The sequence below is a fragment of the Amycolatopsis sp. NPDC051061 genome (genome assembly GCF_040682935.1).
In the GTDB taxonomy this organism is placed as follows: domain Bacteria; phylum Actinomycetota; class Actinomycetes; order Mycobacteriales; family Pseudonocardiaceae; genus Amycolatopsis.
Window position 1 is genome coordinate 368,698 of the sequence record NZ_JBFBBZ010000002.1, and the last position, 24,381, is coordinate 393,078.

The 24,381-nt window shown below is 70.5% G+C and carries 24 protein-coding genes; 12 read left to right on the forward strand and 12 right to left on the reverse strand.

The features are described from left to right. Window positions 1–250: 250 nt before the first annotated feature. The 8 genes from AB0N03_RS04500 to ssd form a co-directional block, all read right to left on the reverse strand. Window positions 251–628 carry an Rv3654c family TadE-like protein gene (locus tag AB0N03_RS04500; RefSeq protein WP_364365234.1) on the reverse strand — a complete coding sequence of 126 codons (378 nt, stop codon included), beginning with the start codon at window positions 626–628 and terminating at the stop codon, window positions 251–253. Then, the gene (locus AB0N03_RS04505; RefSeq protein ID WP_364365382.1) at window positions 615–950 is read right to left on the reverse strand and encodes a TadE family type IV pilus minor pilin; all 336 of its coding nucleotides are present in this window, start codon (window positions 948–950) and stop codon (window positions 615–617) included. Before AB0N03_RS04505 ends, AB0N03_RS04500 begins: the two co-directional genes overlap by 14 nt. A 20-nt stretch (window positions 951–970) precedes the next feature. Further along, window positions 971–1,147 carry a DUF4244 domain-containing protein gene (locus AB0N03_RS04510; RefSeq protein WP_364365237.1) on the reverse strand — a complete coding sequence of 59 codons (177 nt, stop codon included), beginning with the start codon at window positions 1,145–1,147 and terminating at the stop codon, window positions 971–973. Between the two features lie 31 nt (window positions 1,148–1,178). Beyond that, window positions 1,179–1,901: a type II secretion system F family protein gene (locus AB0N03_RS04515; protein WP_364365240.1), complete on the reverse strand. Its 723-nt coding sequence runs from the start codon at window positions 1,899–1,901 to the stop codon at window positions 1,179–1,181. Window positions 1,902–2,012: 111 nt separating this feature from the next. After that, on the reverse strand, window positions 2,013–2,771 hold the full coding sequence (locus AB0N03_RS04520) for a type II secretion system protein (RefSeq protein WP_364365243.1): 759 nt from the start codon (window positions 2,769–2,771) through the stop codon (window positions 2,013–2,015). A gap of 64 nt (window positions 2,772–2,835) precedes the next feature. Beyond that, the gene (locus tag AB0N03_RS04525) at window positions 2,836–3,987 is read right to left on the reverse strand and encodes a TadA family conjugal transfer-associated ATPase (RefSeq protein ID WP_364365246.1); all 1,152 of its coding nucleotides are present in this window, start codon (window positions 3,985–3,987) and stop codon (window positions 2,836–2,838) included. Next, a complete protein-coding gene (locus AB0N03_RS04530; RefSeq protein ID WP_364365249.1) occupies window positions 3,984–4,118 on the reverse strand; it encodes a hypothetical protein in 135 nt (44 codons plus the stop codon). Before AB0N03_RS04530 ends, AB0N03_RS04525 begins: the two co-directional genes overlap by 4 nt. Window positions 4,119–4,153: 35 nt before the next feature. Beyond that, window positions 4,154–5,227: a septum site-determining protein Ssd gene (ssd, locus tag AB0N03_RS04535; RefSeq protein WP_364365252.1), complete on the reverse strand. Its 1,074-nt coding sequence runs from the start codon at window positions 5,225–5,227 to the stop codon at window positions 4,154–4,156. Between the two features lie 610 nt (window positions 5,228–5,837). Here ssd and AB0N03_RS04540 point away from each other — a divergent pair. The 7 genes from AB0N03_RS04540 to AB0N03_RS04570 all read left to right on the forward strand — a co-directional run bounded on the left by AB0N03_RS04540 (window position 5,838) and on the right by AB0N03_RS04570 (window position 15,532). Then, the gene (locus AB0N03_RS04540) at window positions 5,838–6,668 is read left to right on the forward strand and encodes an HAD family hydrolase (RefSeq protein WP_364365255.1); all 831 of its coding nucleotides are present in this window, start codon (window positions 5,838–5,840) and stop codon (window positions 6,666–6,668) included. Window positions 6,669–7,345: 677 nt separating this feature from the next. Beyond that, a complete protein-coding gene (locus AB0N03_RS04545; RefSeq protein WP_364365385.1) occupies window positions 7,346–9,103 on the forward strand; it encodes a glycoside hydrolase family 3 protein in 1,758 nt (585 codons plus the stop codon). After that, the gene (locus tag AB0N03_RS04550) at window positions 9,100–10,377 is read left to right on the forward strand and encodes a DUF1343 domain-containing protein (protein WP_364365258.1); all 1,278 of its coding nucleotides are present in this window, start codon (window positions 9,100–9,102) and stop codon (window positions 10,375–10,377) included. The genes AB0N03_RS04545 and AB0N03_RS04550 overlap by 4 nt, the downstream gene beginning before the upstream one ends. Window positions 10,378–10,423: 46 nt before the next feature. Then, entirely contained in the window at window positions 10,424–12,148 is a 1,725-nt protein-coding gene (locus tag AB0N03_RS04555; RefSeq protein ID WP_364365388.1) for a serine hydrolase, read from the forward strand. Window positions 12,149–12,386: 238 nt separating this feature from the next. Then, on the forward strand, window positions 12,387–13,361 hold the full coding sequence (locus AB0N03_RS04560) for a MurR/RpiR family transcriptional regulator (protein ID WP_364365261.1): 975 nt from the start codon (window positions 12,387–12,389) through the stop codon (window positions 13,359–13,361). A 23-nt stretch (window positions 13,362–13,384) separates the two neighbouring features. Continuing rightward, window positions 13,385–14,314 (forward strand): N-acetylmuramic acid 6-phosphate etherase, encoded by a 930-nt coding sequence (locus AB0N03_RS04565; RefSeq protein WP_364365264.1) that lies wholly within the window; start codon window positions 13,385–13,387, stop codon window positions 14,312–14,314. A 120-nt stretch (window positions 14,315–14,434) separates the two neighbouring features. Then, entirely contained in the window at window positions 14,435–15,532 is a 1,098-nt protein-coding gene (locus tag AB0N03_RS04570; RefSeq protein ID WP_364365267.1) for a HoxN/HupN/NixA family nickel/cobalt transporter, read from the forward strand. On the opposite strand, the gene AB0N03_RS04575 is transcribed toward AB0N03_RS04570, so the two are convergent. Beyond that, window positions 15,529–16,251 carry an oxidoreductase gene (locus AB0N03_RS04575; protein ID WP_364365270.1) on the reverse strand — a complete coding sequence of 241 codons (723 nt, stop codon included), beginning with the start codon at window positions 16,249–16,251 and terminating at the stop codon, window positions 15,529–15,531. The two genes, AB0N03_RS04570 and AB0N03_RS04575, sit on opposite strands and share 4 nt — an antisense overlap. Next, complete coding sequence (locus AB0N03_RS04580; protein WP_364365273.1) at window positions 16,244–16,741, reverse strand: phosphoribosyltransferase; 498 nt, start codon at window positions 16,739–16,741, stop codon at window positions 16,244–16,246. The genes AB0N03_RS04575 and AB0N03_RS04580 overlap by 8 nt, the downstream gene beginning before the upstream one ends. A gap of 112 nt (window positions 16,742–16,853) precedes the next feature. Here AB0N03_RS04580 and AB0N03_RS04585 point away from each other — a divergent pair, with 112 nt between their 5' ends. The 3 genes from AB0N03_RS04585 (at window position 16,854) to AB0N03_RS04595 (ending at window position 20,165) form a co-directional block, all read left to right on the forward strand. Next, window positions 16,854–17,456: a GNAT family protein gene (locus tag AB0N03_RS04585; protein ID WP_364365276.1), complete on the forward strand. Its 603-nt coding sequence runs from the start codon at window positions 16,854–16,856 to the stop codon at window positions 17,454–17,456. A gap of 100 nt (window positions 17,457–17,556) precedes the next feature. After that, window positions 17,557–19,539, forward strand: coding sequence for an acetate--CoA ligase (gene acs, locus AB0N03_RS04590; RefSeq protein WP_364365279.1), 1,983 nt, complete (start codon window positions 17,557–17,559; stop codon window positions 19,537–19,539). A gap of 143 nt (window positions 19,540–19,682) precedes the next feature. Beyond that, on the forward strand, window positions 19,683–20,165 hold the full coding sequence (locus AB0N03_RS04595) for a DUF6319 family protein (protein ID WP_364365282.1): 483 nt from the start codon (window positions 19,683–19,685) through the stop codon (window positions 20,163–20,165). 157 nt (window positions 20,166–20,322) lie between these two features. On the opposite strand, the gene AB0N03_RS04600 is transcribed toward AB0N03_RS04595, so the two are convergent. Then, entirely contained in the window at window positions 20,323–20,676 is a 354-nt protein-coding gene (locus AB0N03_RS04600) for a cupin domain-containing protein (RefSeq protein WP_364365390.1), read from the reverse strand. A gap of 118 nt (window positions 20,677–20,794) precedes the next feature. Between AB0N03_RS04600 and AB0N03_RS04605 the strand changes: the two genes are divergently transcribed. Beyond that, window positions 20,795–21,511, forward strand: coding sequence for a VIT family protein (locus AB0N03_RS04605; RefSeq protein WP_364365285.1), 717 nt, complete (start codon window positions 20,795–20,797; stop codon window positions 21,509–21,511). On the opposite strand, the gene AB0N03_RS04610 is transcribed toward AB0N03_RS04605, so the two are convergent. Continuing rightward, window positions 21,508–22,965 carry a peptide MFS transporter gene (locus AB0N03_RS04610; protein WP_364365288.1) on the reverse strand — a complete coding sequence of 486 codons (1,458 nt, stop codon included), beginning with the start codon at window positions 22,963–22,965 and terminating at the stop codon, window positions 21,508–21,510. The genes AB0N03_RS04605 and AB0N03_RS04610 overlap by 4 nt on opposite strands. A 187-nt stretch (window positions 22,966–23,152) precedes the next feature. Here AB0N03_RS04610 and nhaA point away from each other — a divergent pair, with 187 nt between their 5' ends. Continuing rightward, window positions 23,153–24,331, forward strand: a complete 1,179-nt coding sequence (gene nhaA / locus AB0N03_RS04615; RefSeq protein WP_364365291.1) for a Na+/H+ antiporter NhaA — start codon at window positions 23,153–23,155, stop codon at window positions 24,329–24,331. Window positions 24,332–24,381: the final 50 nt, after the last annotated feature.

The window sequence follows — 24,381 nt, forward strand, 5'->3', positions numbered from 1 at the left end:
CGCCGCCTATCGGCGCAGGTAGGCCGTGGTTTCGACCGCTCACCGTGCACCACCGACCGCTGCGCGTGACCATCAGCCGCTTATCGTCCGGTCGGACGGATCAGCCGGTCACCGTGGCATACCGACCGGTCGGCGTCCGCCGAGCGGCGGTGTCGACGGGTGTCCCGGTGAGCGGGTCGCGGGGGGTCGGTGCCGGTTCCTCGGAGCGCGACGACGGGCATGCACCCGCGCCCGGCGCAGCGAAGGCCGCTCACGGGGGTTGGCCGGTGGGTCCGGCGCGGGCCCTCGCCGATGGGCCTGGCAGTCCGCCGAAACCCAGGCTCGGCGCCTGGACCTCGACGAAAGCGTCCAGCCGCTGCCATCTGCAGGTCAGGAGGCTGACCGCCATCCGGTCCGTGATCCACCTCGCGCGCTCGCAGGCTTGGGCCGGGCCTTCTGCCGCGTGCGAGGCCGCTGCCAGCGCGCCCAGGTCCGCGGCGCTCTCCGCTCGGTGGCGGGCCAGGACCGCCGCGCCGAGCCAGCAGCCCAGCACCGCCACTCCCGTCAGTGCGGCCACCGCCATCGCCGTCCAGATCGTCGCCACGCCGCTGTCCGGACCGGCGCCGTGGCGCGGATCAACCTGCCGCATCGGCGGCCTCCGTGCCCGGCTCGGCCACCGCGTACGCCGTCGCGTTCAGGTCGATCGCCGGGAGCAGGCCGCCGGCCGGGTGGGCGCTCACCTTGACCGTTATCGCGTCGCCCGCCTGGTGGATGTCGAGGTTTGCCCCGGCTGGGGCTATCTGGTGGACGGCGGCCGCGGCCTCGTGGGGTTGGCCCCTGGCCAGGAGCCGGGCGGCCTCGCGGGCCGCGTCGGTGCAGCGCAGCTGGCTCGTCAGCAGCGTGAGGCCCGCGACCAGCAGGACCGTCACCACCGTCAAGCCAGCCAGGCCGAGCGCCGCTTCGACCGTCACCGCGCCTTCGTCTTCGCGGCTCACGACGGCACCGTCAGGGCTTTCATCACCAGGCTCGTCAGCCACGAAACCACCGAGTCGCCGGTGAGGAGGGTGTAGAGGACGGCCGCGAAGGCGGCGACCGCCACCGTGACGATCGCGTACTCGACCGTTGTGGAGCCGTCGTCGGAGGTGGGCCGTCGGTTGGGCGCGCGCATGGGTTTCCCTTCAGTACTTGTCGGTGGTGGGTCAGAAGAGCGGGCCGAGGCGTCCGGCCAGGCCGAGGACGACCGGCAGCACGCCCAGGCAGAAGAAGGCCGGCAGGAAACACAGGCCGACCGGCAGCGCCAGCGCCACCCCGGCTCGTTCCGCGCGTTCCTCGGCCTCGGTGGCCAGCTCCTCTCGGAACCGTCCGGCGAGGTCGGCGGCCGCCGCGGCGAACGCCGCGCCCGAGCGGGACGTCCGGATCGCCGCGGCCGCCAGCTCGCCGAGGCCCGGGAAGGTCTGCACCGGTGCCCACGCCTCGTCCGCGCCGGAGCCGAGGGCGAGGAGGCCGGCGGTGGAGCGCAGTGCCGTGCCTGCCTCGGCCGGCGCGGTGCCGGCCACCCCATCGAGGGCCGTGGGGACCGGCAGTCCGGCTCGGAGGCACGCCGCCAGGAGATCGAGCGTTCCGGCGAGCCGGAGCTTGGCCGCCAGGTCGACGGTGGGTGCGCGCGGCCGCCGGGTGCGGCGGATCGCCCACCATCCGGCGGCGGTCGCCAATGCGCCCACGACCACGCCGGGGAGCCCGCCGACGAGCACCGCCGTCGATACGCCGCCCAGGGTGGCTGCGATGGGCGGGACGGCCCGGGGCCATTTGTGCGGCTCGGGGCTTCGGCTACCGGCCAGCCAGGTGAAGCGCCGTGCCGCCGCGGAGTCGCTCGGCCAGATGAAGAGAGCCGCGGAGAGGAGAAGGAGCGAGGTCGCGTTCATCGGATTCGCTCCCGCCGGCCGGGCACGCGGCTGAAGAGCTGAAGCGTGGTTGCGTTCATCGGCCGCTCCCGCCGGATGGGCGCGCGACAAAGAGCCGGCGTGCGGTCGCGTTCATCGGATTCGCACCCGGCCCGTCAAGGCGCGGCACCAGGCCGTTCCGGCCCAGAGCAGGATGCTGCCCACTACCAGCAACAACTGACCTGGCCCGCTCTCCGCCAGCACCGACATCGGAGACGCGCCCATCGCCTGGCCGAGCAGTACGCACAAGGCCGGCAAGCCGGTGAGCACCGCCGCGCTTGCTCGGGGCCCTGCCAGCTTCGCGCGGGTTCGGCGGGCGAAGGTCAGGCTCGCTTCGGCGTCGCGGCGGGCTGCGTTCAGGACGTCGGCCATCGGGAGGCCGTAGCGCTTGCCCAATGTCCAGGCCGCGGCCAATCCCGGGAGAGCCGATGCCCGCAGCTCGCCGTCGAGGCGGGCCGATGCTGCCAGGGCGCGGAGGTCGCCCGATACCGCGGGTACGACCTCTGCCGCTGCTTCCGCCGCCGTTACCGGGTGCGCGCCGGAACGGAGTTCGGACACCATTGTGCGCAATGCCGTTGCCGTGTGGGCTGCCATTTCCAGTTCCGCCGTCGTCCGGCGGTGGGCTCGGCGCTCTTGGTGCCACGCCACCGTCAGCACGCCGGCGGCGATCGCGCCTCCGGGGCCTGCGAGCAAGCCGGCCAGGGCGGCCGGGAGCAGCCATCGGAGTGCGGCCCACATGTCGGGCAGGCGGACCGGCGTCGGCTGCTCGACCGCGGCCTGGAGCCTGGTCGGTGCCGCGGGCCAGCACGCCAGGGCCGCGCCGACGCAGAGCGGGAACCACGCCGTGATCATCGTGGTCTCCTTCTTCTACGCGGGAAGATGTTCACCAGCAGGGAGATGCGCACCAGCAGGAGAGTCAGCACGCGATCGCCCCCGTCGTGACGAACAGGTGGCGGTCGACCGTCCAACGGCCCGCGCGCCACACCGGCACGACTCGCGCCCGGCCGTGTTCCGCGCGGAGTACGCCGACCTCCGCGAGGCGGCGACGGCCGCCGGGCTCGCGTCGCATGTGGAGGACCACGCGGATCGCCGCGACGAGCTGGCTGTGCACCGCTTCGCGGCCGAGGCCGCCGAGTGCCGCCAGGGCCTCGATGCGGGCCGGCACCTCGGCCGGTGAGTTCGCGTGGACCGTGCACGCGCCGCCGTCGTGGCCGGTGTTCAGGGCCGTGAGCAGGGCGCCGACCTCGGCGCCGCGGACCTCGCCGACCACCAGGCGGTCGGGACGCATGCGCAGCGCCTGGCGCACGAGCTCCGGCAGGCCCACCGCACCCGCACCCTCCACATTGGCCGGGCGGGCGACCAGGCTGACGAACTGCGGGTGCGCGGGCTGCAGCTCGCCGGCGTCCTCGACGCAGACGATCCGCTCGGCCGGGTCGACCGCACCGAGCAGGGCGGCGAGCAGCGTCGTCTTGCCCGCGCCGGTGCCGCCGGTGACGAGGAACGCCATCCGCCGCGAGACCACCGTCTTCAGCAGCTTCGCGCCGTTCGCGTCGAACGCGCCAAGCTCCTGCAGGGTCGTGAGGTCGTGCGTCGCCGGGCGCAGGACGCGGAGGGACAGGCACGTGCCGACGGCCGCGACCGGCGGAAGGACGGCGTGCACCCGGATGCGGCCGTGCGGGCCGGCGCCGGGCAGCCAGCCGTCCACATAGGGCTGTGCGTCGTCGAGCCGGCGCCCGGCCGCGAGCGCGAGACGCTGGGCCAGGCGGCGGACGGCTTCTTCGTCGGTGAACCGGATGCCGGTGCGGGTGAGGCCGTCCGGACCGTCCGTCCAGACCTCCCCCGGGCCGGTCACCAGCACATCGGTCGTCGCCGGGTTCTCGAGGAGCGGGGCCAGCGGGCCGGCGCCGACGAACTCGTCGCGGGCCTGGCGAACCGCGTCGAGCACCGCGTCGTGGCCGAGGGCGCCGCCGGCTTCGGCGCGGACCGCCGTCGCGACGGCGACCGGGTCGGCTTGGCGGCGCTCGCCCGCGAGGCGGTTGCGGACGCGGTCGACGAAGTCGGTGGTCACGGGTTCGCCGCCTCGGTCCGGGTGCGGTTGGCTGTCACGCGGGTGCCGGCCAGCACGGTCAGGAAGTTCTTCGCGCTCACCGGTCCGCGGCCGGCGAGGGTCAGGACGGTGGGCAGCAGGAGCTCGGCCACCCTGATCGGAGGTCCGGGCGGGCGGAGCCGGGCGGTCATCGGGCCGCCGCCCGGGCCTCGCGGCGCGCCACCGCCAAGACGTCCGCTGCCGCCGTCGCCAAGGGACCTGACGGCTTGGCGGGAAACTCGCCGCGTTCGATCGCCACCGGCAAGCCCCGCTCCGGGGCCATCGACGCCAGCAAGGGCGGGCCGAGGAGGCCGGCCGTCCGGAGGGGCGAGACGCCGGCCCGGGACCGTCCACACGCGACCACCCCCAGCCGGGCCGTCAGTTCCGAGAGCGGCCGCAGCACCTGCTTCGCCGCCATGCAGGCGCGGAACTCCACCGGCACCACCAGCACCACCAGGTCGGCCACGGCGACCGCTTCCGCCGCCGCGTCGCCCAGCGTGCGCGGGAGGTCGCAGACCACCGTGCGACCCGAGCGGCGGCCGGCCGCGAGGACCGCCGACAGGGACTCGACCGCCGGGCCCTCGCCCTCCCGGCCGCACGCCAGCACCGGCAGGCTGCCGCCGCGGTGCCTTCGTTGCGGGAGCGCCGCCGCCAGCGCCGGTACCGAGACCCGGCCGCTCAGCCGCACCTCCGACCAGCGCGGCCCGGGCGTCTTTTCCAGGCCCAGCAACAGGTCCAGACCGCCGCCGAGGGGGTCGCAGTCCACCAGCAGGGCGCCGCCCGGATCCCGGTCGGCCGCCAGTGCCAGCGTCGCGGCGAAGACGGACGCGCCCGCGCCGCCCCGGCCACCGACCACGGCGAGCACCAGGCCGGCTTCCTCCGCCGGGGTCTCGACGACGTCGGCGAACGCGCCCGCGAGCTCGGTCTCCTCGTCGGGCAACGAGATCACGCGCTCGACGCCGACGTGGAACGCGAGCTCCCACGTCCGCGGCCCCGGGCTGCCCTTGCAGACCAGGAGGATCCCGCGCCGCCGGGGCAGGACGGGCGGGAGCCGCGCGGCTTCTTCGTCGAGGATCACCAGTGGCGCCCGGGCCCAGTGCCCGCGGGCCGCCGTCAGGTCCGGTGCCCGGTCGAGCTCGCAGCCCGCGACCGCGGCCACGCGCAGGATCTCGTCGAGCACGGTTTCGTCCGTGGCGACCACGATCGGTCGTTCCCCCGTCATGTGTTCCTCCCCCGTCGTCGGTGCGGGCCGTGGGTGGCCCGGGTTCCACCGTCGCGGTGGGCGGCTCGGGAGCGCAATGGGGCGGACGCGCGGCTGTGGACAACCGGGGGGTTGTGGACAACTTCCGTCCGCGGGACGGCTCGCGGGCCGGTTCTGTCGGTGGGCTGTGCCAGGATCGCGCCCGCCCGCGACGCACGTGCGGCGGGAACCCGCGTGAATACCCGCGTTCAAAGAATCAAAAGTATTGAAGAAAGCACAATCCGACCCGCGAAAACGGAATCGAGAAAGGTTAGCGGAAGGCAAGACAGCGCACGCCGAGAGTGCGAACCGAAAGGCAAGAGGAAGGTTAAGAGGGCGGCCCCCGCCAGGGGGGAGGGACGGGGGCCGCCGTGGGTTCAGCCCCGGGGGGTCGGACTGAACCGGCCCGGTTGGACACCGGGCTCCCTCACTGTAACTCCGCCGGTGGCCGGTTCGCGCGCCGGGCGAGGCACACAGTTCGGTAACGGCACAGCGCGCCGGAAGTGCCTTCCTGTCATGGATTTTCCGCCGCCGCGCCACGCGCGTGGTGGACCAACGGGACGCGCCGCGATCAAGCTCTTATCCTGGGGAGGTGGCCGAACCGAGCAGCGCGCCGTCGCGCATCCGGAACCCGGGCCCGGAGTACGCGGTGGCCGCGTTCTTCGACCTGGACAAGACGATCATCGCCTCCTCGAGCGCGCTGGCGTTCAGCAAACCATTGCTCAAAGAAGGATTGATCAACCGTCGCGCCGCGTTGCGCAGTGCCTACGCGCAGCTGGTGTTCTCACTCGCGGGCGCCGACGAGAACAAGACCGAGCGGCTGCGGGCCGAGGTTTCCGCGCTGTGCGCCGGCTGGGACGTCGCGCAGGTTTCGGCGGTCGTCCGCGAAACCCTGCACGACGTCGTCGACCCGCTCGTGTACGTGGAGGCGGCGGAACTGATCGCGCGCCACCGCGAGGACGGGCACGACGTCATCGTGCTGTCGGCGACCGGCGAGGAGGTCGTCGCGCCGGTCGCGGAAATGCTCGGCGCGACCCGGAGCGTCGCCACGCGGATGCAGATAGTCGACGGCCGCTACTCCGGCGAAGTGGACTTCTACTGCTACGGCGCCAACAAAGCCGTCGCTGCGAAGCAGCTCGCCGCGACTCACGGCTACGACCTCGCCGAGTGCTTCGCCTACACCGATTCGAGCACCGACATCCCGCTGCTCGAGGCCGTCGGGCACCCGCACGCGGTCAACCCGGACAAGCTCCTGCGGCGCGAGGCCCTCGACCGCGGCTGGCCGATCCTGGCCTTCGACCGGCCCATGTCGCTGCGCAGCCGGCTCCCGGCACGATCGGCGGGAATGGTCGCTCTCGGCGTCGGCGCGGTGGCCGCCGGAGCGACCTGGTACAGCCTCAATCGTCGCCGTCGGTCCCGTTAGCCGCCCGGCCGCCACCCACACGGCCGTACGGCCTCCGCTTTGCTTGGCCCAGCCCCGAATTGTCCGTCGCGCAGGGTGCCGGTGTCACCCGATCCAGCCTCTGTACCGGTGCACCCGTCCGCGCACTTGAAGTGACCGGGCTCACGGCGTAGAAAGTAGGTGCGGACGTTCGGTCGGCCAGGGAACAGGTAGAAGAGAAGCCTGTTCCACCCCGGCAAACCTCCGTGCGCGGACTCCGGGTACCCACGCGCAGCGCGCCGCGGGAGGCTCGTCGTCTAGGGACTGCGTAGTGGGACGCCACACGCCGAGTCCATGTAGGTACGACCAGAGTTGCACGCTTGGTCGCCCGAGATGTACGCGCTTGCAGGCGGCGCCCGTTGGCCCTCGGCCACGGGCGCCGCCTCGTTACGTCCAGGGTTGTTGCGGAGCAGCACCCGCGTCACCACCCGTTCGGACCCCTCGCACCTGCGAACGGCGACTTTCTTACCGATCCGGGTACGAACTCCTCCGTTGGTGCCGTCGGTCGATGGACATCGACCGATTCGGTGAGTAGCTTCCCGATACTGGGGCTTCCGAGTGGACTTCTGACGTCCGCCGAGCTCCCGCAACTTTCTGGGAGGCTGGTCGTGACGACCCGAAATCGGAGGTTCCATGCGCTCGCCCTGCCCGTCGCGGGGGTGCTCGCCCTCACCGGTGTGGGTGTCGCGACCGCGGCGAGTGCACCGCGGGTGAGCGCGGGCGCGCAGGCGGAGGCCGCGGCGACGCAGGCCCTGCGGGGGCTGACGCTCGAACAAAAAGTCGGGCAGCTGTTCGTCACCTGGGTGAACGGCAAGACGGCCGACGAAGTGAACCCGAAGAACCAGACGGACTTCGGGGTCGACACCCCGGCTCAGGTGATCCAGAAGTACCACCTGGGCGGCGTCATCTACTTCAACAACGACTCGCGCGACAACTTCGACGACCCCGTGCAGGTCGCGAAGCTGTCCAACGGCCTCCAGAAGGCCGCCATCGGCAGCGGGGCGCACATCCCGTTGCAGATCGGCGCCGACCAGGAGGGCGGCACCGTGACCCGGATGGGCGCGCCCGCCACCGAGTTCCCCAATTCGATGGCCATCTCCGCCGGGCGGGACACCGCGCGGGCGACCAAGGCCGCGACGATCCTCGGCCACGAGCTGCGCGCCGTCGGCATCAACCAGGACTTCGCGCCCGATTCGGACGTCAACTCCAACCCCGTGAACCCGGTCATCGGCGTCCGGTCCTTCGCCGGGCAGCCCGGCCTGGCCAGCGACTTCGTCACCGCCGAAATCAAGGGGTACCAGGACTCCGACTTCCCGACGAAGACCGTCGCCGCCACCGCGAAGCACTTCCCCGGCCACGGCGCCGCCCCGACCGACAGCCACACCGGCCTGCCGCGGATCGATAGCACCGAGGCCCAGTGGCGGGCCACCGACGTGCCGCCGTTCAAGGCGGCCATCAAGGCCGGCATCGACTCGATCATGACCGCGCACATCCAGTTCCCCAGCCTCGACCCGTCGCTGGAGCCGGCCACGCTGTCGAAGCCGATCGTCACCGGCAAGCTGCGCAACGAGCTGGGCTACAACGGCGTCGTCATCACCGACTCCCTCGAAATGCAGGGCGTGCGCGAGATGCACAGCGACGCCGAGATCCCGGTCCTCGCGCTCAAGGCCGGCGTCGACCAGCTGCTTATGCCGGTGCACCTCGACGTCGCCATCAACGCCGTGCTCGCCGCCGTGAAGTCCGGCGAGATCCCGATGCAGCGGATCGACCAGAGCGTGCTGCGCGTCCTGAAGCTGAAGTTCGAGCGCGGCATCCTCTTCTCGCCGTTCAACGACCCGAACCGGGTGATGAAGACCGTCGGCACGCCGGCGAGCCTCAAGACGGCGCAGGACATCGCCGACCGCGGCATCACGGCCGTCGCGAACGACGCCGGCCTCCTGCCGCTGAAGCAGAAGCCCGCCACGGCGCTCGTGACCGGCTGGGGCGTCTCCACGACGACGACGCTCGCGCAGAAGCTGACCGCCCACGGCACGGCCTCGACGGCGTACCAGACCGGTCAGGCCCCGACGGACGCCCAGATCGCGCAAGCCGTCGCGAACGCCAAGAACGTCGACCTCGTCGTCGTGCTGACCAACAACATCGGCGGTTTCCCGCTGCAGACCAAGCTCCTCGACGCCCTTCAGGCCACCGGCAAGCCGGTCGTCGCGGTCGCCGCGCAGATCCCGTACGACGCCGGTTACGCGTCCACGGTGAAGACCTGGCTCGCGACCTACGGCTACATCGGGCCGACGCTGGAAGCACTGGCCAAGGTGATCCTCGGCGAGACGAAGCCGGTCGGGAAGCTGCCGGTCGACATCCCGGCGGGTTCCGACGTGCACACCGTGAAGTACCCCTTCGGCCACGGGCTGACCTGGTGAACCTGAACCGGCGCCACTTCCTCGGAGCGGGCGCGCTCGCCGTCCCGGCCCTGGCGGGCGGCTCGGCCGTCGCCGGGGCCCAGCCCGAAGCCCAGGAACCGGCTCAGGCGCACCCGGGCCGTCTCCTCACCGGTGCCGAGCAGCTGGCCCAGCAGGGCTGGCGGTCCTTCAAAGGCCGCAAGCTCGGCGTCCTGTCGAACCCGACCGGGGTCCTGCTGAACGGCGACCACATCGTCGACTCGATGGTCGCGGCCGGCGTGCGGCCGGTCGCGGCCTTCGGCCCCGAACACGGCTTCCGCGGCAGCGCGCAGGCCGGCGGTTCCGAAGGCGACTACACGGACCCGCGCACCGGCGTACCGGTGTACGACGCGTACGGCGTCGACGCGACGAAGCTCGCTTCGCTGTTCACCAAGGCGGGCGTCGACACCGTCGTCTTCGACATCGCCGACGTCGGCGCGCGCTTCTACACCTACATCTGGTCGCTCTACACGGCGATGGTGGCCGCGGCGCAGGTCAAAGCCGCCTTCGTCGTGCTCGACCGGCCGAACCCCATCGGCGGCCGGTCGGCCGGCCCGCTGCTCGACCCGAAGTTCTCCTCGGGCATCGGGAAGAAGCCGATCGTCCAGCAGCACGGCATGACCGTCGGCGAGCTCGCGCGCTTCTTCGCCGAAGAGTTCCTCCCCGGCGAAGGCGTCCGGCTCGAGAAACTCGACGCCGTCCAGGTACGCGGCTGGCAGCGCGACACGCTCTTCGCGCAGACCGGGCTGAACTGGGTGCTGCCGAGCCCGAACATGCCGACGCCGGACACGGCGCTCGTCTACCCGGGCACCGGCATGTTCGAGGGCACGGTGTTCTCCGAGGGCCGCGGCACGACCAGGCCGTTCGAGATCATCGGCGCGCCCGGCCTCGACTGGCGCTGGCGCGAAAAGCTCGAAGACCTGCGGCTGCCCGGGGCGAAGTTCCGCGAGACCTACTTCGTGCCGACGTTCGGCAAGTTCGTCAACCAGACCTGCGCGGGTGTGCAGGTCAGCGTCGACGACCCGCGGGCCTTCGACGCGATCCGGACCGCGGTCGCGATGCTCGTGACGGCGAAGGCGCTGCACCCGGACGTCTTCGCCTGGCGCCCCGACAACTACATCGACAAGCTCTCCGGGTCCGACCGGCTCCGGACCATGGTCGACGCCGGCGCGGGCGTCGACGAGGTCACCGGGGCCTGGCGGGCCGAGCTGGCCGAGTTCGACCGGAAACGTCGTCGCTACCTGCTCTACCGCTGAGGGGGAACTCGTGCGTGCTAGGAAGGTCATCGCCGCGGCCACCGGAGTGCTGGTCGCGCTGACCACGTTGACCTCAGGAGCCAGCGCCATCACCGGACGCCACGACGACGCGGGCCGCTTCGACCGGCCGCAGCAGGGCTTCGCCCCGGCGTGGACGACCCTGCGCACCGCGAGCCCCCGGGAGGTGAACCTCGACCCGGCGCCGATCAAGGCCGCCGAGGACTTCCTCGCGAGCTGGACGAAGCCGGACGCCACCGGGCACCCGCACTTCGCCGGCGCGGTCGGCCTGCTGGCCCACGACGGCGTGGTCGTCGACCGGTACGCCGTCGGCGGCGCGTTGCGGTACGCCGACGCCGCGGGCACCGAGCTCCCGGCGGACCAGCAGGTCCCGATGCGCAACGACACCATCTTCGACATGGCCTCGATCTCGAAGCTGTTCACCTCGATCGCCGTGCTCCAGCTGGTCGAACGCGGACAGCTCACCATCGACACGCCGGTGAGCCGCTTCTTCCCGGAGTTCGCCACCGGCGACAAGGCCGCCATCACGATCAAGATGCTGCTCACGCACGTCTCCGGGTTCGACGCCGACCCGATCCCCTCGCTGTGGGCCGGCTACCCGGACATCCCGTCGCGCCGGCAGGCGGTGCTCGACAGCCCGCTGAAGAACAAGCCGGGCACGACCTACCTCTACTCCGACATCAACCTGCTCACCCTCGGCTTCATCGTCGAAAAGCTGACCGGGCAATCGCTGGACAAGGTCGTCCACGACCGGATCACCGGGCCCCTGGGCATGGCCGACACCGGGTACAACCCGCCCGCGTCGAAGCTGAACCGGATCGCCGCGACGGAGTACGAGGCCAACCCGCCGCGCGGCATGGTGCGCGGCAGCGTGCACGACGAGAACGCGTGGTCGCTCGGCGGCGTCGCCGGGCACGCCGGGGTGTTCAGCACCGCGAACGACATGGCCACCCTCGCCCAGACGATGCTCAACGGCGGCAGCTACCGCGGGCACCGGATCCTGGGCGAGGAGACCGTGCGGCAGATGATGCTGACGAACTACAACCAGCAGTTCCCGGACGACGCGCACGGCCTCGGCTTCGAGCTCGACCAGCCCTGGTACATGGGCGCGCTGGCCTCCCCGGTCACCGCCGGGCACACCGGCTTCACCGGGACGACGCTGGTCATCGACCCCGAGTCGCGCTCCTTCGCCATCCTGCTGACCAACCGCGTGCACCCGACCCGGAACTGGGGCTCGATCAACACCGCGCGGCAGGTGTGGGCGACGTCGCTGGCGAGGGCCATGGCGGTGAAGCCCGAGGTCGGAAAGGACGCCTGGACGAGCACGCTGGGTAACGCAAGCACGGCCACGCTGAGTACCCGTCCCTTTACTACGCAAAGTGATCAAGCACGGGTGTCCTTCCACGCCTTCGTGGACACCGAGGGCACCACTGATCCATTACAGCTGCAGGCCTCCACCGACGGGGTGAACTGGCAACCGATCGCGCTGTCGGTTTCCGGCCCGGGAGCACCCTCCGGAGATGTGACGTCGCTCTCCGGACACGGACACCGTGCCTGGTGGAAGGCGAGCGGCGCGCTGCCCCAGGGCGCGTCAGTCAGCCTCCGCTGGCGTTACAGCACCGACCCGAACTACACGGGCCGCGGAGTTTCGGTCGACGGTGTGAAAGTCACCGAGAGCGGCCGAGCACTCCTCGACGGTGAACGGAATCCCGCCGCTTTCGTCGCAGAGGGTTGGCAGTTGAGCTCTAGGTGACCGAATTTTCGCTCAGCGTCGAACTTCCGACCCAGTTAACCGTCCCCTTGCCGTTTGCACTGCGACACTAAGTTGCCAAGTCGTTAGCTTGGCCTCGTTAACAAGAGCGACCTGGTTGGCGACTTTCTGGACAGTGATTAATCGCAAATCCAGATCCGCAGACACGGACGGGTTGCGATCATACGGAAGGGTGTGAGTAGCCTTGTCGCAAATGCCAACGGTTAGTAACTTTCCGACGATGATTGATACCGAATCCGTAGTCGGCACGGCACCGTCCGAGCCCGTATCGGTCCAGACGCCCGTGCGGGACGCCGACGCCAGCCCGCTGGTGCGGATCCGGTCCCTGCTCCCCGGCCTGGCCCGCGCCGAGCAGCGCGTGGCCAAGGTGGTCCTGGAGGACCCGGGGCACGTCGCGAGACGCAGCATCACCGAGGTGGCCCTGGCCGCCAACACGAGCGAGACCACCGTGACGCGGTTCTGCAAGGCCGTCGGCGTCGGTGGGTACCCGCAGCTGCGCATCGCGCTGGCCGCGGACACCGCGCGTACCGAGGCGCGCACCACGCGCAACCTCGGCGGCGAGATCGGCCCGGACGACGATCTGGCCGCCGTGATCGGCAAGGTCAGTTTCGCCGACGCGCGTGCGGTCGAAGAGACGGCCGAGCAGCTCGACGTCGCCACGCTCCAGCGCGTGATCGAGGTCGTCGCGAGCGCCGGCCGCGCGGACGTCTACGGCGTCGGCGCCAGCGCGTTCGTCGCCGCGGACCTGCAGCAGAAGCTGCACCGCATCGGCCGCGTGTGCTTCGCGTGGTCGGACACGCACATCATGCTGACCTCGGCCGCGGTGCTGAGCCCGGGAGACGTCGCGATCGGCGTCTCGCACACCGGCGCGACCACCGACACCGTCGAGGCGCTGCGGGTGGCCCGGGAGCACGGCGCGATCACCATCGCCGTGACGAACTTCCCGCGGTCCCCGATCACCGAGGTCGCCGACTACGTTTTGACCACGGCAGCGCGGGAAACCACCTTCCGTTCGGGAGCGACGGCCAGCCGCATCGCCCAGCTCACCGTGATCGACTGCCTGTTCATCGGCGTCGCGCAGCGGCACATGGACGCGTCGGTCAACGCCTTGGACGCCACCAGGGACGCCGTCGGCTCGCACCGCATGGGGGTCAGGCCGGACGGTCGTCGCCGTCCGCGGGAAACCGGCAAGTAATGACCGGAGAAAATGTGAGGCGCATGATGACCGTCCCCGTGCAGGCGGTGCACGTCGATTCGCCGACCGAAACCCGCAATCCCCGCACCACGGACATCGACCTGATGTCGACCGCGGGGATCCTGGGCGCGATCAACGCCGAGGACCGCACAGTCCCCGGCGCGGTCGCCGCGGTGCTGCCCCAGGTGGCACGCGCGGTGGACTACGCGGTGGACGCCCTGCGGGCCGGTGGACGCGTGCACTACGTCGGCGCGGGGACCTCCGGGCGGCTGGCCACGCTGGACGCGGCCGAGCTCGTGCCGACGTTCAACGTGCCGTCGGACTGGTTCATCGCGCACCACGCCGGCGGCGAGCGCGCACTGCGCCAAGCCGTCGAAAACGCGGAGGACGACGACGGGGCCGGTGCGGCCGAGATGGCCGCCATGGTCCAGCCGGGCGACTTCGTGCTGGGGCTGACGGCGTCGGGCCGGACGCCGTACGTCTTGGGCGCGCTGCTGGCCGCGTCGCGCCAGGGCGCCCGCACCGGCCTGGTGTCGGGCAACGCGAAGGCCGCCAAGCCGGCGGGCGTCGACGTGCTCATCGCCGTCGACACGGGCCCGGAGGCGATCGCCGGGTCGACCCGGATGAAGGCGGGCACGGCGCAGAAGATGATCCTCACGTCGTTCTCGACGGCGACGATGATCAAGCTGGGCCGGACCTACTCGAACCTGATGGTCAGCATGCGGGCCACCAACGCGAAACTGCGCGGCCGGACCATCCGGATCCTGCAGGAAGCCACCGGCATGACGATGGCGGACTGCTCGGACGCGCTCACCGAGGCCGGGGGCGACCTCAAGGTGGCGCTGGTGCACTTGCTCTCCGGAGAGGACGTAACGAGCGCGGCGAAGGCGCTGCACGCTTCCGGCGGGCACGTTCGCAAGGCGCTGGACCTGGTGCGGGTGCGCGCCAGCTAGCACCCGGCTTTCGGGGGTTCCGGGTGGCGGAGCCCCCGGCCCGGGGCGGAGTCCCGGTTGTCATTGCCGTTCATCTGTTCACCTGTCTAACCTCTCAGATGAGAGGAAGGCCGGTGGGCGATGGCGGGCACGGGCACGATCGAGGACTCGCGGCGCGGGCTTTCGCGCCGCGAGTGGGTGTCGATCGGCGGGATGGCGGGGTTCATCCTGCTCCTCAACGTCGTGGGCTGGGTGGTGCTGGCGGCCTTCGTCGCCCCCCACCACTACGCGCTGGGCACGACGGGCGTGTTCGGGATCGGGCTGGGCGTCACGGCGTTCACGCTCGGCATGCGGCACGCGTTCGACGCCGACCACATCGCCGCGATCGACAACACCACCCGCAAGCTGATGGCCGACGGCCAGCGGCCGCTGTCGGTCGGCTTCTGGTTCTCGCTCGGGCACTCGACGATCGTCTTCGCGCTGTGCCTGCTGCTCTCCCTGGGCGTCCGAGCGCTGGCCGGGCAGGTCGAGGACGACTCCTCGGCGTTGCACGACGCGACCGGCCTCATCGGGACGTCGGTGTCCGGCGCGTTCCTGTACGTGATCGCGATCCTCAACCTCGTCGTGCTGGTCGGCATCCTGCGGGTGTTCAAGCGGATGCGCCACGGCGAGTTCGACGAGGCCGCCCTGGAACACCAGCTGAACAATCGCGGCGTCATGAATCGGCTGCTGCGCGGCGCGACGAAGTCCGTGCGGAAGCCGTGGCACATCTACCCCGTCGGCGTGCTGTTCGGCCTGGGCTTCGACACCGCGACCGAGATCGGGCTGCTGGTGCTCGCCGCCGGCGCCGCGACATTCGCCCTGCCCTGGTACGCGATCCTCGTGCTGCCGATCCTCTTCGCCGCCGGGATGAGCCTGTTCGACACCGTGGACGGCTGCTTCATGAACTTCGCCTACGGCTGGGCGTTCGCGAAGCCGGTGCGCAAGATCTTCTACAACATCGCGGTGACGTCGTTGTCGGTCGCGGTCGCCTTCGTCATCGGCACGATCGAGCTGGTGTCGATCCTCGCCGAGAAGCTGGCCATCACCTCGGGCCCGCTGGCCGCGATCGCGGCGGTGAACCTGGACTACGTCGGTTTCGGGATCGTCGGGCTGTTCGTGCTGACGTGGGTCGTCGCGCTCGCGGTGTGGCGATTCGGGCGCATCGAAGAGAAGTGGTCGGCGAAACTGTCGGGTTAAGACGCCGCGTCGGAGATGCTCTTCGCTTCGCGCGCCCCCGCTTCGAACGCTTCGCAGCAGAAGAGCAGCCACGCGCGTACGCCTTCGGGCTCCCCGCTCGCGAATCCTTCGGCGGCTTCGAGATAACGCGGCACCCGGCGGAAGAACGCGACTTCGGGCACGCTCAGGGCCTTCGGGTCCAGGCCCGTCGCGATCATCGTCAGGCGGGCCGCGGCCCGGGCCACGACGCCGTCCGCGCTGCCGAACGGCTTGAGCGCCAGCAGTTCCCCGTGCACGACGGCCGTCAGGACGGGCCCCGGCACCGACGACGCGCCCGTCACGAGCTGGGCGAGCAGCTCGAGGCGACCGCCGCCGGAATGCGGGCGCCCCAACGCATCCAGGTCGTCGACGAGGTCCGCCGCGGCCAGGACGTGCAGCCGGGCCAGCGCCTGCATCGGTGCCCGGCGCCACGTCGGGAGCAGCGTTTCCAGCGTCTCCGCGACGCGCAGCGAGCCGGCGAGGATCGGGTCGTCGACCGCGCCGTCGGCGGGCAGTTCGGGGTTCGCGCCCTCGATGCCGGCGGACGCGCGCGCCGCGCGCACCGAAGCTTCCGCCGCCGTCGCCGCGCCGCCGCGGAGGTTCGCGGGCAGGCGGTGCACCGCGAACACGGCGTCCTGCGCGGACTTCGCCGCCGCCGCGACGCCTTCGAGGTCGAGGAGGGGCTTCAGCGGATCAGGCATCGAGGACCTGGCCTTCGCGGGAGACCACGGGCGGCAGCACCGACCACGGGAAGTTGATCCAGCGGTCGGTGTGCCGCCAGACGTACTCGCACTTGACCGTCGAGCGCGGCTTCTCGTAGACGACGGCCGAACGCACCTCGGCGACGTGCTCGACGCAGAAGTCGCGGACCAGCTTGAGCGTGGCGCCGGTGTCGGCGACGTCGTCGGCGATCAGCACCTTCTTGCTCGTCAGGTCGACGACGTTGGGCACCGGCGGCAGCATCACCGGCAGGTCGAGGCGCTGGTCGACGCCGGTGTAGAACTCGACGTTCATCACGTGGAGGTTCTTGACGTCGAGCGCGTAGCCGAGCGCGCCGGCGACGAACAACCCGCCGCGCGCGATGGACAGGATGAGGTCCGGCGCGAAGCCGTCGTCGGCGATGGTGTGAGCCAGTTCATGGCTCGCGGTGCCGAACAGCTCCCAGCTCAGCTCTTCCCGCTCTTCGGCCATCGATCTCGCCCTTCGTCGTGGTCAGCCGAGCATAGGCAACGCCGAAGTGGCCTTCAGAAATGCTCAGAAATTGGCTACCAGAGGAAGCCATTGGCGCGGTTACGGTGATCACGTGAGCGACTGGAGCACCCGACCGACCCTGTCCGGTGAGCACGTCCGCCTGGAGCCGCTGACGCGCGAGCACGCCAAGGGCCTGTTCGAAGCCGGCGCCGACCCGGGCATCTGGGCGTGGCTGAGCATCCGTCAGCCGGGGGATGTTCCCGCGGCGGAACGCATGGTCGAGCAGGCGCTCGCCGACCCCGCACGGCAGCCCTTCGCGCAGATCGACGTCACGTCCGGCCGCGTCGCCGGGACGACGTCGTACTACCAGGTCGTCGAGGCGCACCGGATCCTTTCGATCGGGCACACCTGGATCGGCGCGGACTGGCAGCGCACCGGGCTGAACACCGAGTCGAAGCTGCTGCTGCTCACGCACGCGTTCGAAACCCTTGGCGCGCAACGGGTCGCGTGGGAGACCGACATCCGCAACCTGCGCTCGCAACGCGCCATCGAACGGCTTGGCGCGCTTCGCGAAGGCGTGCTGCGGGCGCACCGGATCCGGCCGGACGGGTCGTCGCGCGACACCGTCCTCTACTCGATGCTCCAGCCCGAGTGGCCGGCGGCGAAGGCGCGGCTGAACGAACGCTCAGTCACCGGGGCTCGCCTGCCTCGGTGAAACCACAGGGCAACGTGGGTGCAACCTTTTACAAGGCGGACTAACGTCGCTAGCGTGCCGCTAGCCGTCGTTTCGGCGCACTACAGGAGGCCTTGCAACCATGACCGAGCAGTCCCCAGCCCTGGACAACCTGCTCACCGAGAGCCGCACCTTCCCGCCCAGCGACGAATTCGCTGGCCAGGCCAACGCGAAGGCCGACCTCTACACCGAGGCGGACGCCGATCGCGAAGCGTTCTGGGCGAAGCAGGCGGAGCGGCTGACGTGGGACACGAAGTGGACCACGGTACTGGACTGGACCAATGCGCCGTTCGCGAAGTGGTTCGTCGGCGGCAAGCTGAACGTCGCGTACAACTGCGTCGACCGGCACGTCGAGTCCGGGCACGGCGAGCAGGTCGCGATCCACTGGGTCGGCGAGCCGGGTGACACGCGGGACATCACCTACGCCGAGCTGAAGACCGAGGTTTCCAGGGCCGCCAACGCACTCGCGTCGCTGGGCGTCACCGCCGGCGACGTCGTCGCGATCCAGCTGCAGATGGTCCCCGAGGCCATCTTCGCGATGCTCGCGTGCGCGCGGATCGGGGCGCTGCACAACGTCGTCTTCGGCGGGTTCTCCCCGACGGCGCTGCGGGCCCGCGTCGACGACGCCGCCGCGAAGGTCGTGATCACCTCCGACGGGCAGTTCCGCCGCGGCAAGGCCGCGCCGATGAAGGCCAATGTCGACGAAGCGCTCGAAGGCGCCGAAACCGTCGAGAAGGTCATCGTCGTGAAGCGCACGGGCGACCAGCTCGAGGGCGACGTGCCGTGGACCGACTCGCGCGACCTCTGGTGGCACGAGCTCGTCGACGGACAGTCCGAAGAGCACACTCCTGAGGCGTTCGACAGCGAGCACCCGCTCTTCATCCTCTACACGTCCGGGACGACCGGGAAGCCGAAGGGCATCCTGCACACCTCCGGCGGCTACCTGACGCAGACGGCGTACACGCACCACAACGTCTTCGACCACAAGCCCGGCGAAGACGTCTACTGGTGCACCGCCGACATCGGCTGGATCACCGGCCACAGCTACATCGTCTACGGCCCGCTCGCGAACCGCGTCACGCAGGTCGTCTACGAAGGCACGCCGAACACCCCGCACGAGGGCCGGCACTGGGAAATCATCCAGAAGCACAAGGTCTCCCTCTACTACACCGCCCCGACGCTGATCCGCACGTTCATGAAGTGGGGCGCGGAAATCCCGGAGAAGTACGACCTGTCGTCGCTGCGGGTGCTGGGCTCGGTCGGCGAGCCGATCAACCCCGAAGCGTGGATCTGGTACCGCGAGAACATCGGCGCGGGCCGGACCCCGATCGTCGACACGTGGTGGCAGACCGAAACCGGCGCGATCATGATCTCGCCGCTGCCGGGCGTCACCTCGACCAAGCCGGGCTCGGCGCAGAAGGCACTGCCCGGCATCTCCGCGAAGGTCGTCGACGACCAGGGCACCGAGGTCGGCCCGGGCGGCGGCGGGTACCTGGTGCTCGACCAGCCGTGGCCGTCGATGCTGCGGGGCGTCTGGGGCGACGAGGAGCGCTTCCGCGACACGTACTGGTCGCGCTTCAAGGACCAGGGCTTCTACTTCGCCGGCGACGGCGCGAAGTACGACAGCGACGGCGACGTCTGGCTGCTGGGCCGCGTCGACGACGTGATGAACGTGTCCGGCCACCGCATCTCGACGACCGAGGTCGAGTCGGCGCTGGTTTCGCACCCGACGGTGGCCGAGGCCGCGGTCGTCGGCGCGACCGACCCGACGACCGGGCAGGGCATCGTCGCGTTCGTCATCCTGCGCGGCAACGCCGTGGACGGTGGTGACGAGGCCATCCAGGCGCTGCGCAACCACGTCGCGAAGGAGATCGGGCCGATCGCGAAGCCGCGTCAGATCATGGTCGTGCCGGAGCTGCCGAAGACCCGCTCGGGCAAGATCATGCGCCGCCTGCTGCGCGACGTCGCGGAGAACCGCCAGGTCGGCGACGTCACCACGCTGGCCGACTCGTCGGTGATGGACCTGATCTCGTCGGGCCTGAAGTCGGGCAAGTCCGAGGAGTGAGCTAGCGTTCCTCTTGTCAGAGCCCTTCCGGCTTCGCGCCGGGAGGGTTCTTTCATGAACCCCCCGAGCGGCGCTTGTCGAACGCATGTTCTACAATGTGCCGCGAACCACACCCCCTTCCCGGGCAAGGAGACGACACGACGATGACCGTGGATGTCCTGACGCACGACGAGGAAACGGCCGAGGCCCCGGCTTCGGCTCCGGCTTCGACTCCGGAGGTTTCCACCGACGAGGCGACCGTCACCGAGTCCGCGTCCCCGGCCTCTTCGGAAAGCCCGGCTGAGCCGGTCGCCGAAGAGGCCCCCAAGCCGAAGCGCGGCCGCCCGAAGGGTGCGGCGGCCTCGACGGCGAAGAAGACCCGCACGGTCGAGCTGATCCTCACGGTCACCGGCACCGCCGATGGCGAGTGGCAGGCCGAGCTGAAGAACGGTTCGAAGTGGGTCGCGAAGGGCCTCGAGATCCCGGCGGCGGCGGTGTCGCGCGCGGCGAAGGAGCTGCACGCGGACCTCTCCGGCCCGATCGACGAGGTGATCAACCAGGCCCGCGAGGCGCAGGCGGCGAAGGTCGCGGCGCTGGAGGCCGAGCTCGAGAAGGCCAAGCAGGCCCTCGCCGAGCTGGACGCCTGAGGCTTCACTCCGGGAAACGCCCGGTTCCGCTTCGAGCGGGGCCGGGCGTTTCCGCTTACCCAGAGTTCCCAAGCGCCCCAATGTGGCCTTCGGTGCGTCAGACGCAACCAAGGCGGCCTTCGGTGCGTCAGACGCAACCAAGGCCACATTGGGGCGTTCAGGCGAGGGGTGAGCGGGCCGGCCGGGGTGACTTGAACTCCACCCACATCGAGTCCGTCAACGCCTCGACGTGGTGGGTCACCCCGCGCGGGTGCAGCGCCGAATCCCCCGGCTCCAGCTCCGCCTCGACCCCGTCGACCGTGCCGCGCAGCCGGCCCGACAGGACGTAGACGATCGAGTCGTGGTCGTGCGCGTGCGGGGGCGATGCCACCCCCGCCGGGTAGTGGATCAGGTACGCCACGCCGCTCTCCGCCGTCTCCAGCAGCCGGAACCGGCCCTCGCCACCCTGGAGCGACAGGCCCTCCACCGTCTTCAGCGGCTGCCACACTTGCTCGTCCATGCCGTCCATCATGACCCAGAACGGCTGAGAGTCCACACAGGACCACTTAGGTAAGGCAGTCATCAATTAGGCGAACCTGACCCGGAATCCTTGTCTCGCCACGATTCTCCATTCGTGTTTCACTGGTTCCGTGACCGAAATCGCCGTGGAACACGCCCACGAACCGCACCAGGGCCTGGGCGGGAAGCTCAACTGGCTGCGGGCCGGGGTTCTCGGGGCGAACGACGGGATCGTGTCGGTCGCCGGCATCGTCGTCGGGGTCGCCGGCGCCACCACCGAAAGCACCACGATCCTCACCGCCGGAATCGCCGGGCTCGTCGCCGGCGCCTTTTCCATGGCCGGCGGGGAATACGTCTCCGTGAGCACCCAGCGCGACACCGAACAGGCCTTGCTCCGGCTGGAAAAGCAGGAGCTCACCACGATGCCGGAGGCCGAGGAGCGCGAGCTCGCCGGCATCTACGAGGCCAAAGGGCTTTCGCCGGACCTGGCGAGCCGGGTCGCCCGCGAACTGACCGAAAAGGACGCTCTGCAGGCGCACGCGGAGGCCGAGCTCGGCATCGACCCGGACAACCTCACGAGCCCGTGGCAGGCGGCCTGGGCGTCGCTGCTCGCGTTCTCCGTCGGCGCGCTGCTGCCGATCCTGTCCATCGCCTGGGCCGGCGTCTCCCTGCGGGTGTGGGCGTGCGCCGCCGCGGTCGTCGTCGGCCTCACGCTGACCGGGTGGGTCAGCGCGAGGTTCGGCGACGCGAACGTGGGGCGCGCGATCCTCCGCAACGTCGGCGTCGGCGCCCTCACCATGGTGGTGACCTACTTCGTCGGGGTGATCTTCGGAGTCACCGTCGGCTAATGAACGCCCTTCATCAGCTTGCGGATGAAGGGCGTCGCCGCCAAGAGCAGCAGCCCGATGACGATCGCGACGCCGCCGACCGTGCCGAAGTACGGCGCCTCGTCGTCCACCGAGTAGTACTCGGCGAGCTTGCCCGACATCGCCGTGCCGAACGAGATCGACAGGAAGTTCAGCGCGACCATCTGCGTCCGGAACGCCGCCGGCGCGAGCTTCGTCGACAGCGACAGCCCGACCGGCGAGAGGCACAGCTCGGCGATCGTGAAGACGAACAGGATGCCCACCATCGCGAGCAGCGGGCTGGCGTTCTGGCCGCTGCCCACCATCGGCAGGAACAGCAGGAACGCGACGCCCATGAGCACCGTGCCGAGCACGAACTTGATCGGCGTCGACGGCTGGCGCTCGCCGAGCTTCGTCCACAGCGCCGCGAGGATCGGGGCGAACACGATGATGAACACCGGGTTGATCGAGTTGACCCAGGACACCGGCATCTGCCAGCCGAACAGGTCCCGGTTCAGCCGCTGGTCGGTGTAGGCCGCGACGACGGTGAACTGCTGCTGGTACAGCGAGAAGAACGCCGCGCTGGCGATGAACATCGGGATGAAGGAGAACACCCGGCTGCGCTCGTCGCCGGTGATCTTGCGGCTGGTCAGGATGACCAGGAAGTAGATCACCGAGATCACGCCGACCACCCAGACGACGACGTCGGCGAGGTTTCCCGGGTTGACGACGCCGGTCAGCACCAGCACCACGACGGCGGCGGCCAGCAGCACCGCGGCCCCGACGGCCGGCAGGCGCTGTGACGACGGCAGCCGGTTCGGCACCTCCTTGGCCTTCTCGCCGAGGTTCTTGCGGCCGAGCGTGTACTGGATCAGGCCGAGCGCCATGCCGATCGCGGCCAGCCCGAAGCCGAGGTGGAAGCCGACCTCCGTCTGCGCCAGCCCGGTCAGCAGCGGCCCGACGAAGGCGCCCAGGTTGACGCCCATGTAGAAGATCGTGAAGCCGGCGTCGCGCCGCGCGTCACCTTCGGCATAGAGCGTGCCGACGATCGCCGTCGCGTTCGACTTCAGCCCGCCGCTGCCGAGCGCGACGCACACGAGGCCGACGCCGATGCCGGCCATGCCTGGCAGGAGCGCCAGGCTGAGGTGGCCGATCATGATCAGCACGGCGCTGTAGAACAGCGTCCGTTCGGAACCGAGCAGCCGGTCCGCGACCCAGGCGCCGATGACGGCGGAGAGGTACACCAGCCCGCCGTACGCGCCGACGATGCCGAGCGCGGACTCCTGCGCCAGCCCCAAGCCGCCCTGTTCGACCTTGTAGTAGAGGTAGATCGGCAGGATGCCGAGCATCCCGTAGAAGGAGAAGCGTTCCCACATCTCCACGCCGAAGAGGTTCGCCAGCCCTCGTGGGTGCCCGAAGAACCTCGTGTCCTGCTGGACCTCGGTTGAGGTGCTCACAACTCTGTCTTCCTTTGTCTCGGACTTCGTTGTCGATTGGCATGCTAAGAGCACACCGTGTGACCCACCACCGCCACCCCGTGTGGCGGTGGTCATGACGATCCGTGACAAAGAGACGGTAAACTGAGGGCGAGGTGCGCCGGGAAGCCTGGTCGGCAACAGTGATCAGCGACCCCAGGAGCCGCCCGTGTCCCGCCCGTTGAGCGAATTCGCGCGCTACCTGCGCACCGAAACCACCGGCGGGCTCATCTTGCTCGGCGCGGCCGCCGTCGCCCTGCTCTGGGCCAATTCCCCGCTGCGCGACAGCTATCACGCGCTGCGCGACTTCCGGCTCGGCCCGGAGTTCCTGCACCTGAACCTGACCATCGGCGACTGGGCGAAGGACGGCCTGCTCGCTCTCTTCTTCTTCGTCGCCGGGCTGGAACTCAAGCGTGAGCTCGTCATCGGCGAGTTGTCGCGGTTCAAGCAGGCGATCCTGCCGGTGGTGGCCGCGATCGGCGGCATGGTCGTGCCCGCGCTCGTCGCGCTGGGCGTCGGCTGGGGAACGCCGGGGATCGAGCGGGCGTGGGCGATCCCGGTGGCCACGGACATCGCCTTCGCGCTCGGTGTGCTGGCGCTGACCGCGTCGAACCTGCCCTCGAGCGCCCGGGTGTTCCTGCTGTCGCTGGCCGTCGTGGACGACCTCGGCGCGATCGTCGTCATCGCCGTGCTGTTCACGACCGGCTTCGACCTGATCGCGGTGGGCGTCGCCGTGGTGGCGCTCGCGCTCTACGCCTTCCTGCAGCACCGCCGCGTCCGGACGCCGTGGCTGTACGTGCCGCTCGCGCTGGTCACCTGGGTCGCGGTGCACTCGGCGGGCATCCACGCGACGATCGCCGGCGTCGCGCTGGGCCTGCTCACCCGCGTCCGCGCCGACGAAGGCGAGTCCGAAGCACCCGCGCTGCGGCTCGAGCACCGGCTCCAGCCGTGGTCGGCCGCCGTCGCCGTGCCGGTGTTCGCCTTGTTCGCGGCCGGGATCTCGGTCAGCGGCGACTCGCTCGGCGCGGTGTTCACGACGGCGTTGCCGCTCGCGGTCCTCGCCGGGCTGCTCGGCGGCAAGGTCGCCGGGATCTTCGGCGCGAGCTGGCTGGCCGTGAAGCTCAAGGCCGCCGAAAAGCCACGGGGCGTGGGCTGGCGGGACATCGGCGCGTTGTCGGTGCTCGGCGGCGTCGGGTTCACGGTCAGCCTGCTGATCGCGGAGCTGGCGTTGCCCGGCGACGCGAGCGAGCTGGCAAAGGCGGCGGTGCTGATCGCCTCGGCGATCGCGTCCCTGCTGGGCGCGGTGATGCTCATGAGGCGGAGCCGCGTGCACGCCGAAGCGGAGTGATCTCGCGACACTCGGCTACGCCGCCGCGCCTTGATTCCGGACACATGGCA

Excerpts from the sequence above, each read along its gene's own strand:
- AB0N03_RS04500 (WP_364365234.1), bottom strand. The coding sequence starts at position 628 with ATGCGGCAGGTTGATCCGCGCCACGGCGCCGGTCCGGACAGCGGCGTG.
- AB0N03_RS04510 (WP_364365237.1), bottom strand. The coding sequence starts at position 1,147 with ATGCGCGCGCCCAACCGACGGCCCACCTCCGACGACGGCTCCACAACG.
- AB0N03_RS04515 (WP_364365240.1), bottom strand. The coding sequence starts at position 1,901 with ATGAACGCGACCTCGCTCCTTCTCCTCTCCGCGGCTCTCTTCATCTGG.
- AB0N03_RS04520 (WP_364365243.1), bottom strand. The coding sequence starts at position 2,771 with ATGATCACGGCGTGGTTCCCGCTCTGCGTCGGCGCGGCCCTGGCGTGC.
- ssd (WP_364365252.1), bottom strand. The coding sequence starts at position 5,227 with ATGACGGGGGAACGACCGATCGTGGTCGCCACGGACGAAACCGTGCTC.
- AB0N03_RS04560 (WP_364365261.1), top strand. The coding sequence starts at position 12,387 with ATGATTGATACCGAATCCGTAGTCGGCACGGCACCGTCCGAGCCCGTA.
- AB0N03_RS04565 (WP_364365264.1), top strand. The coding sequence starts at position 13,385 with ATGATGACCGTCCCCGTGCAGGCGGTGCACGTCGATTCGCCGACCGAA.
- AB0N03_RS04570 (WP_364365267.1), top strand. The coding sequence starts at position 14,435 with ATGGCGGGCACGGGCACGATCGAGGACTCGCGGCGCGGGCTTTCGCGC.
- AB0N03_RS04575 (WP_364365270.1), bottom strand. The coding sequence starts at position 16,251 with ATGCCTGATCCGCTGAAGCCCCTCCTCGACCTCGAAGGCGTCGCGGCG.
- AB0N03_RS04580 (WP_364365273.1), bottom strand. The coding sequence starts at position 16,741 with ATGGCCGAAGAGCGGGAAGAGCTGAGCTGGGAGCTGTTCGGCACCGCG.
- acs (WP_364365279.1), top strand. The coding sequence starts at position 17,557 with ATGACCGAGCAGTCCCCAGCCCTGGACAACCTGCTCACCGAGAGCCGC.
- AB0N03_RS04595 (WP_364365282.1), top strand. The coding sequence starts at position 19,683 with ATGACCGTGGATGTCCTGACGCACGACGAGGAAACGGCCGAGGCCCCG.
- AB0N03_RS04600 (WP_364365390.1), bottom strand. The coding sequence starts at position 20,676 with ATGATGGACGGCATGGACGAGCAAGTGTGGCAGCCGCTGAAGACGGTG.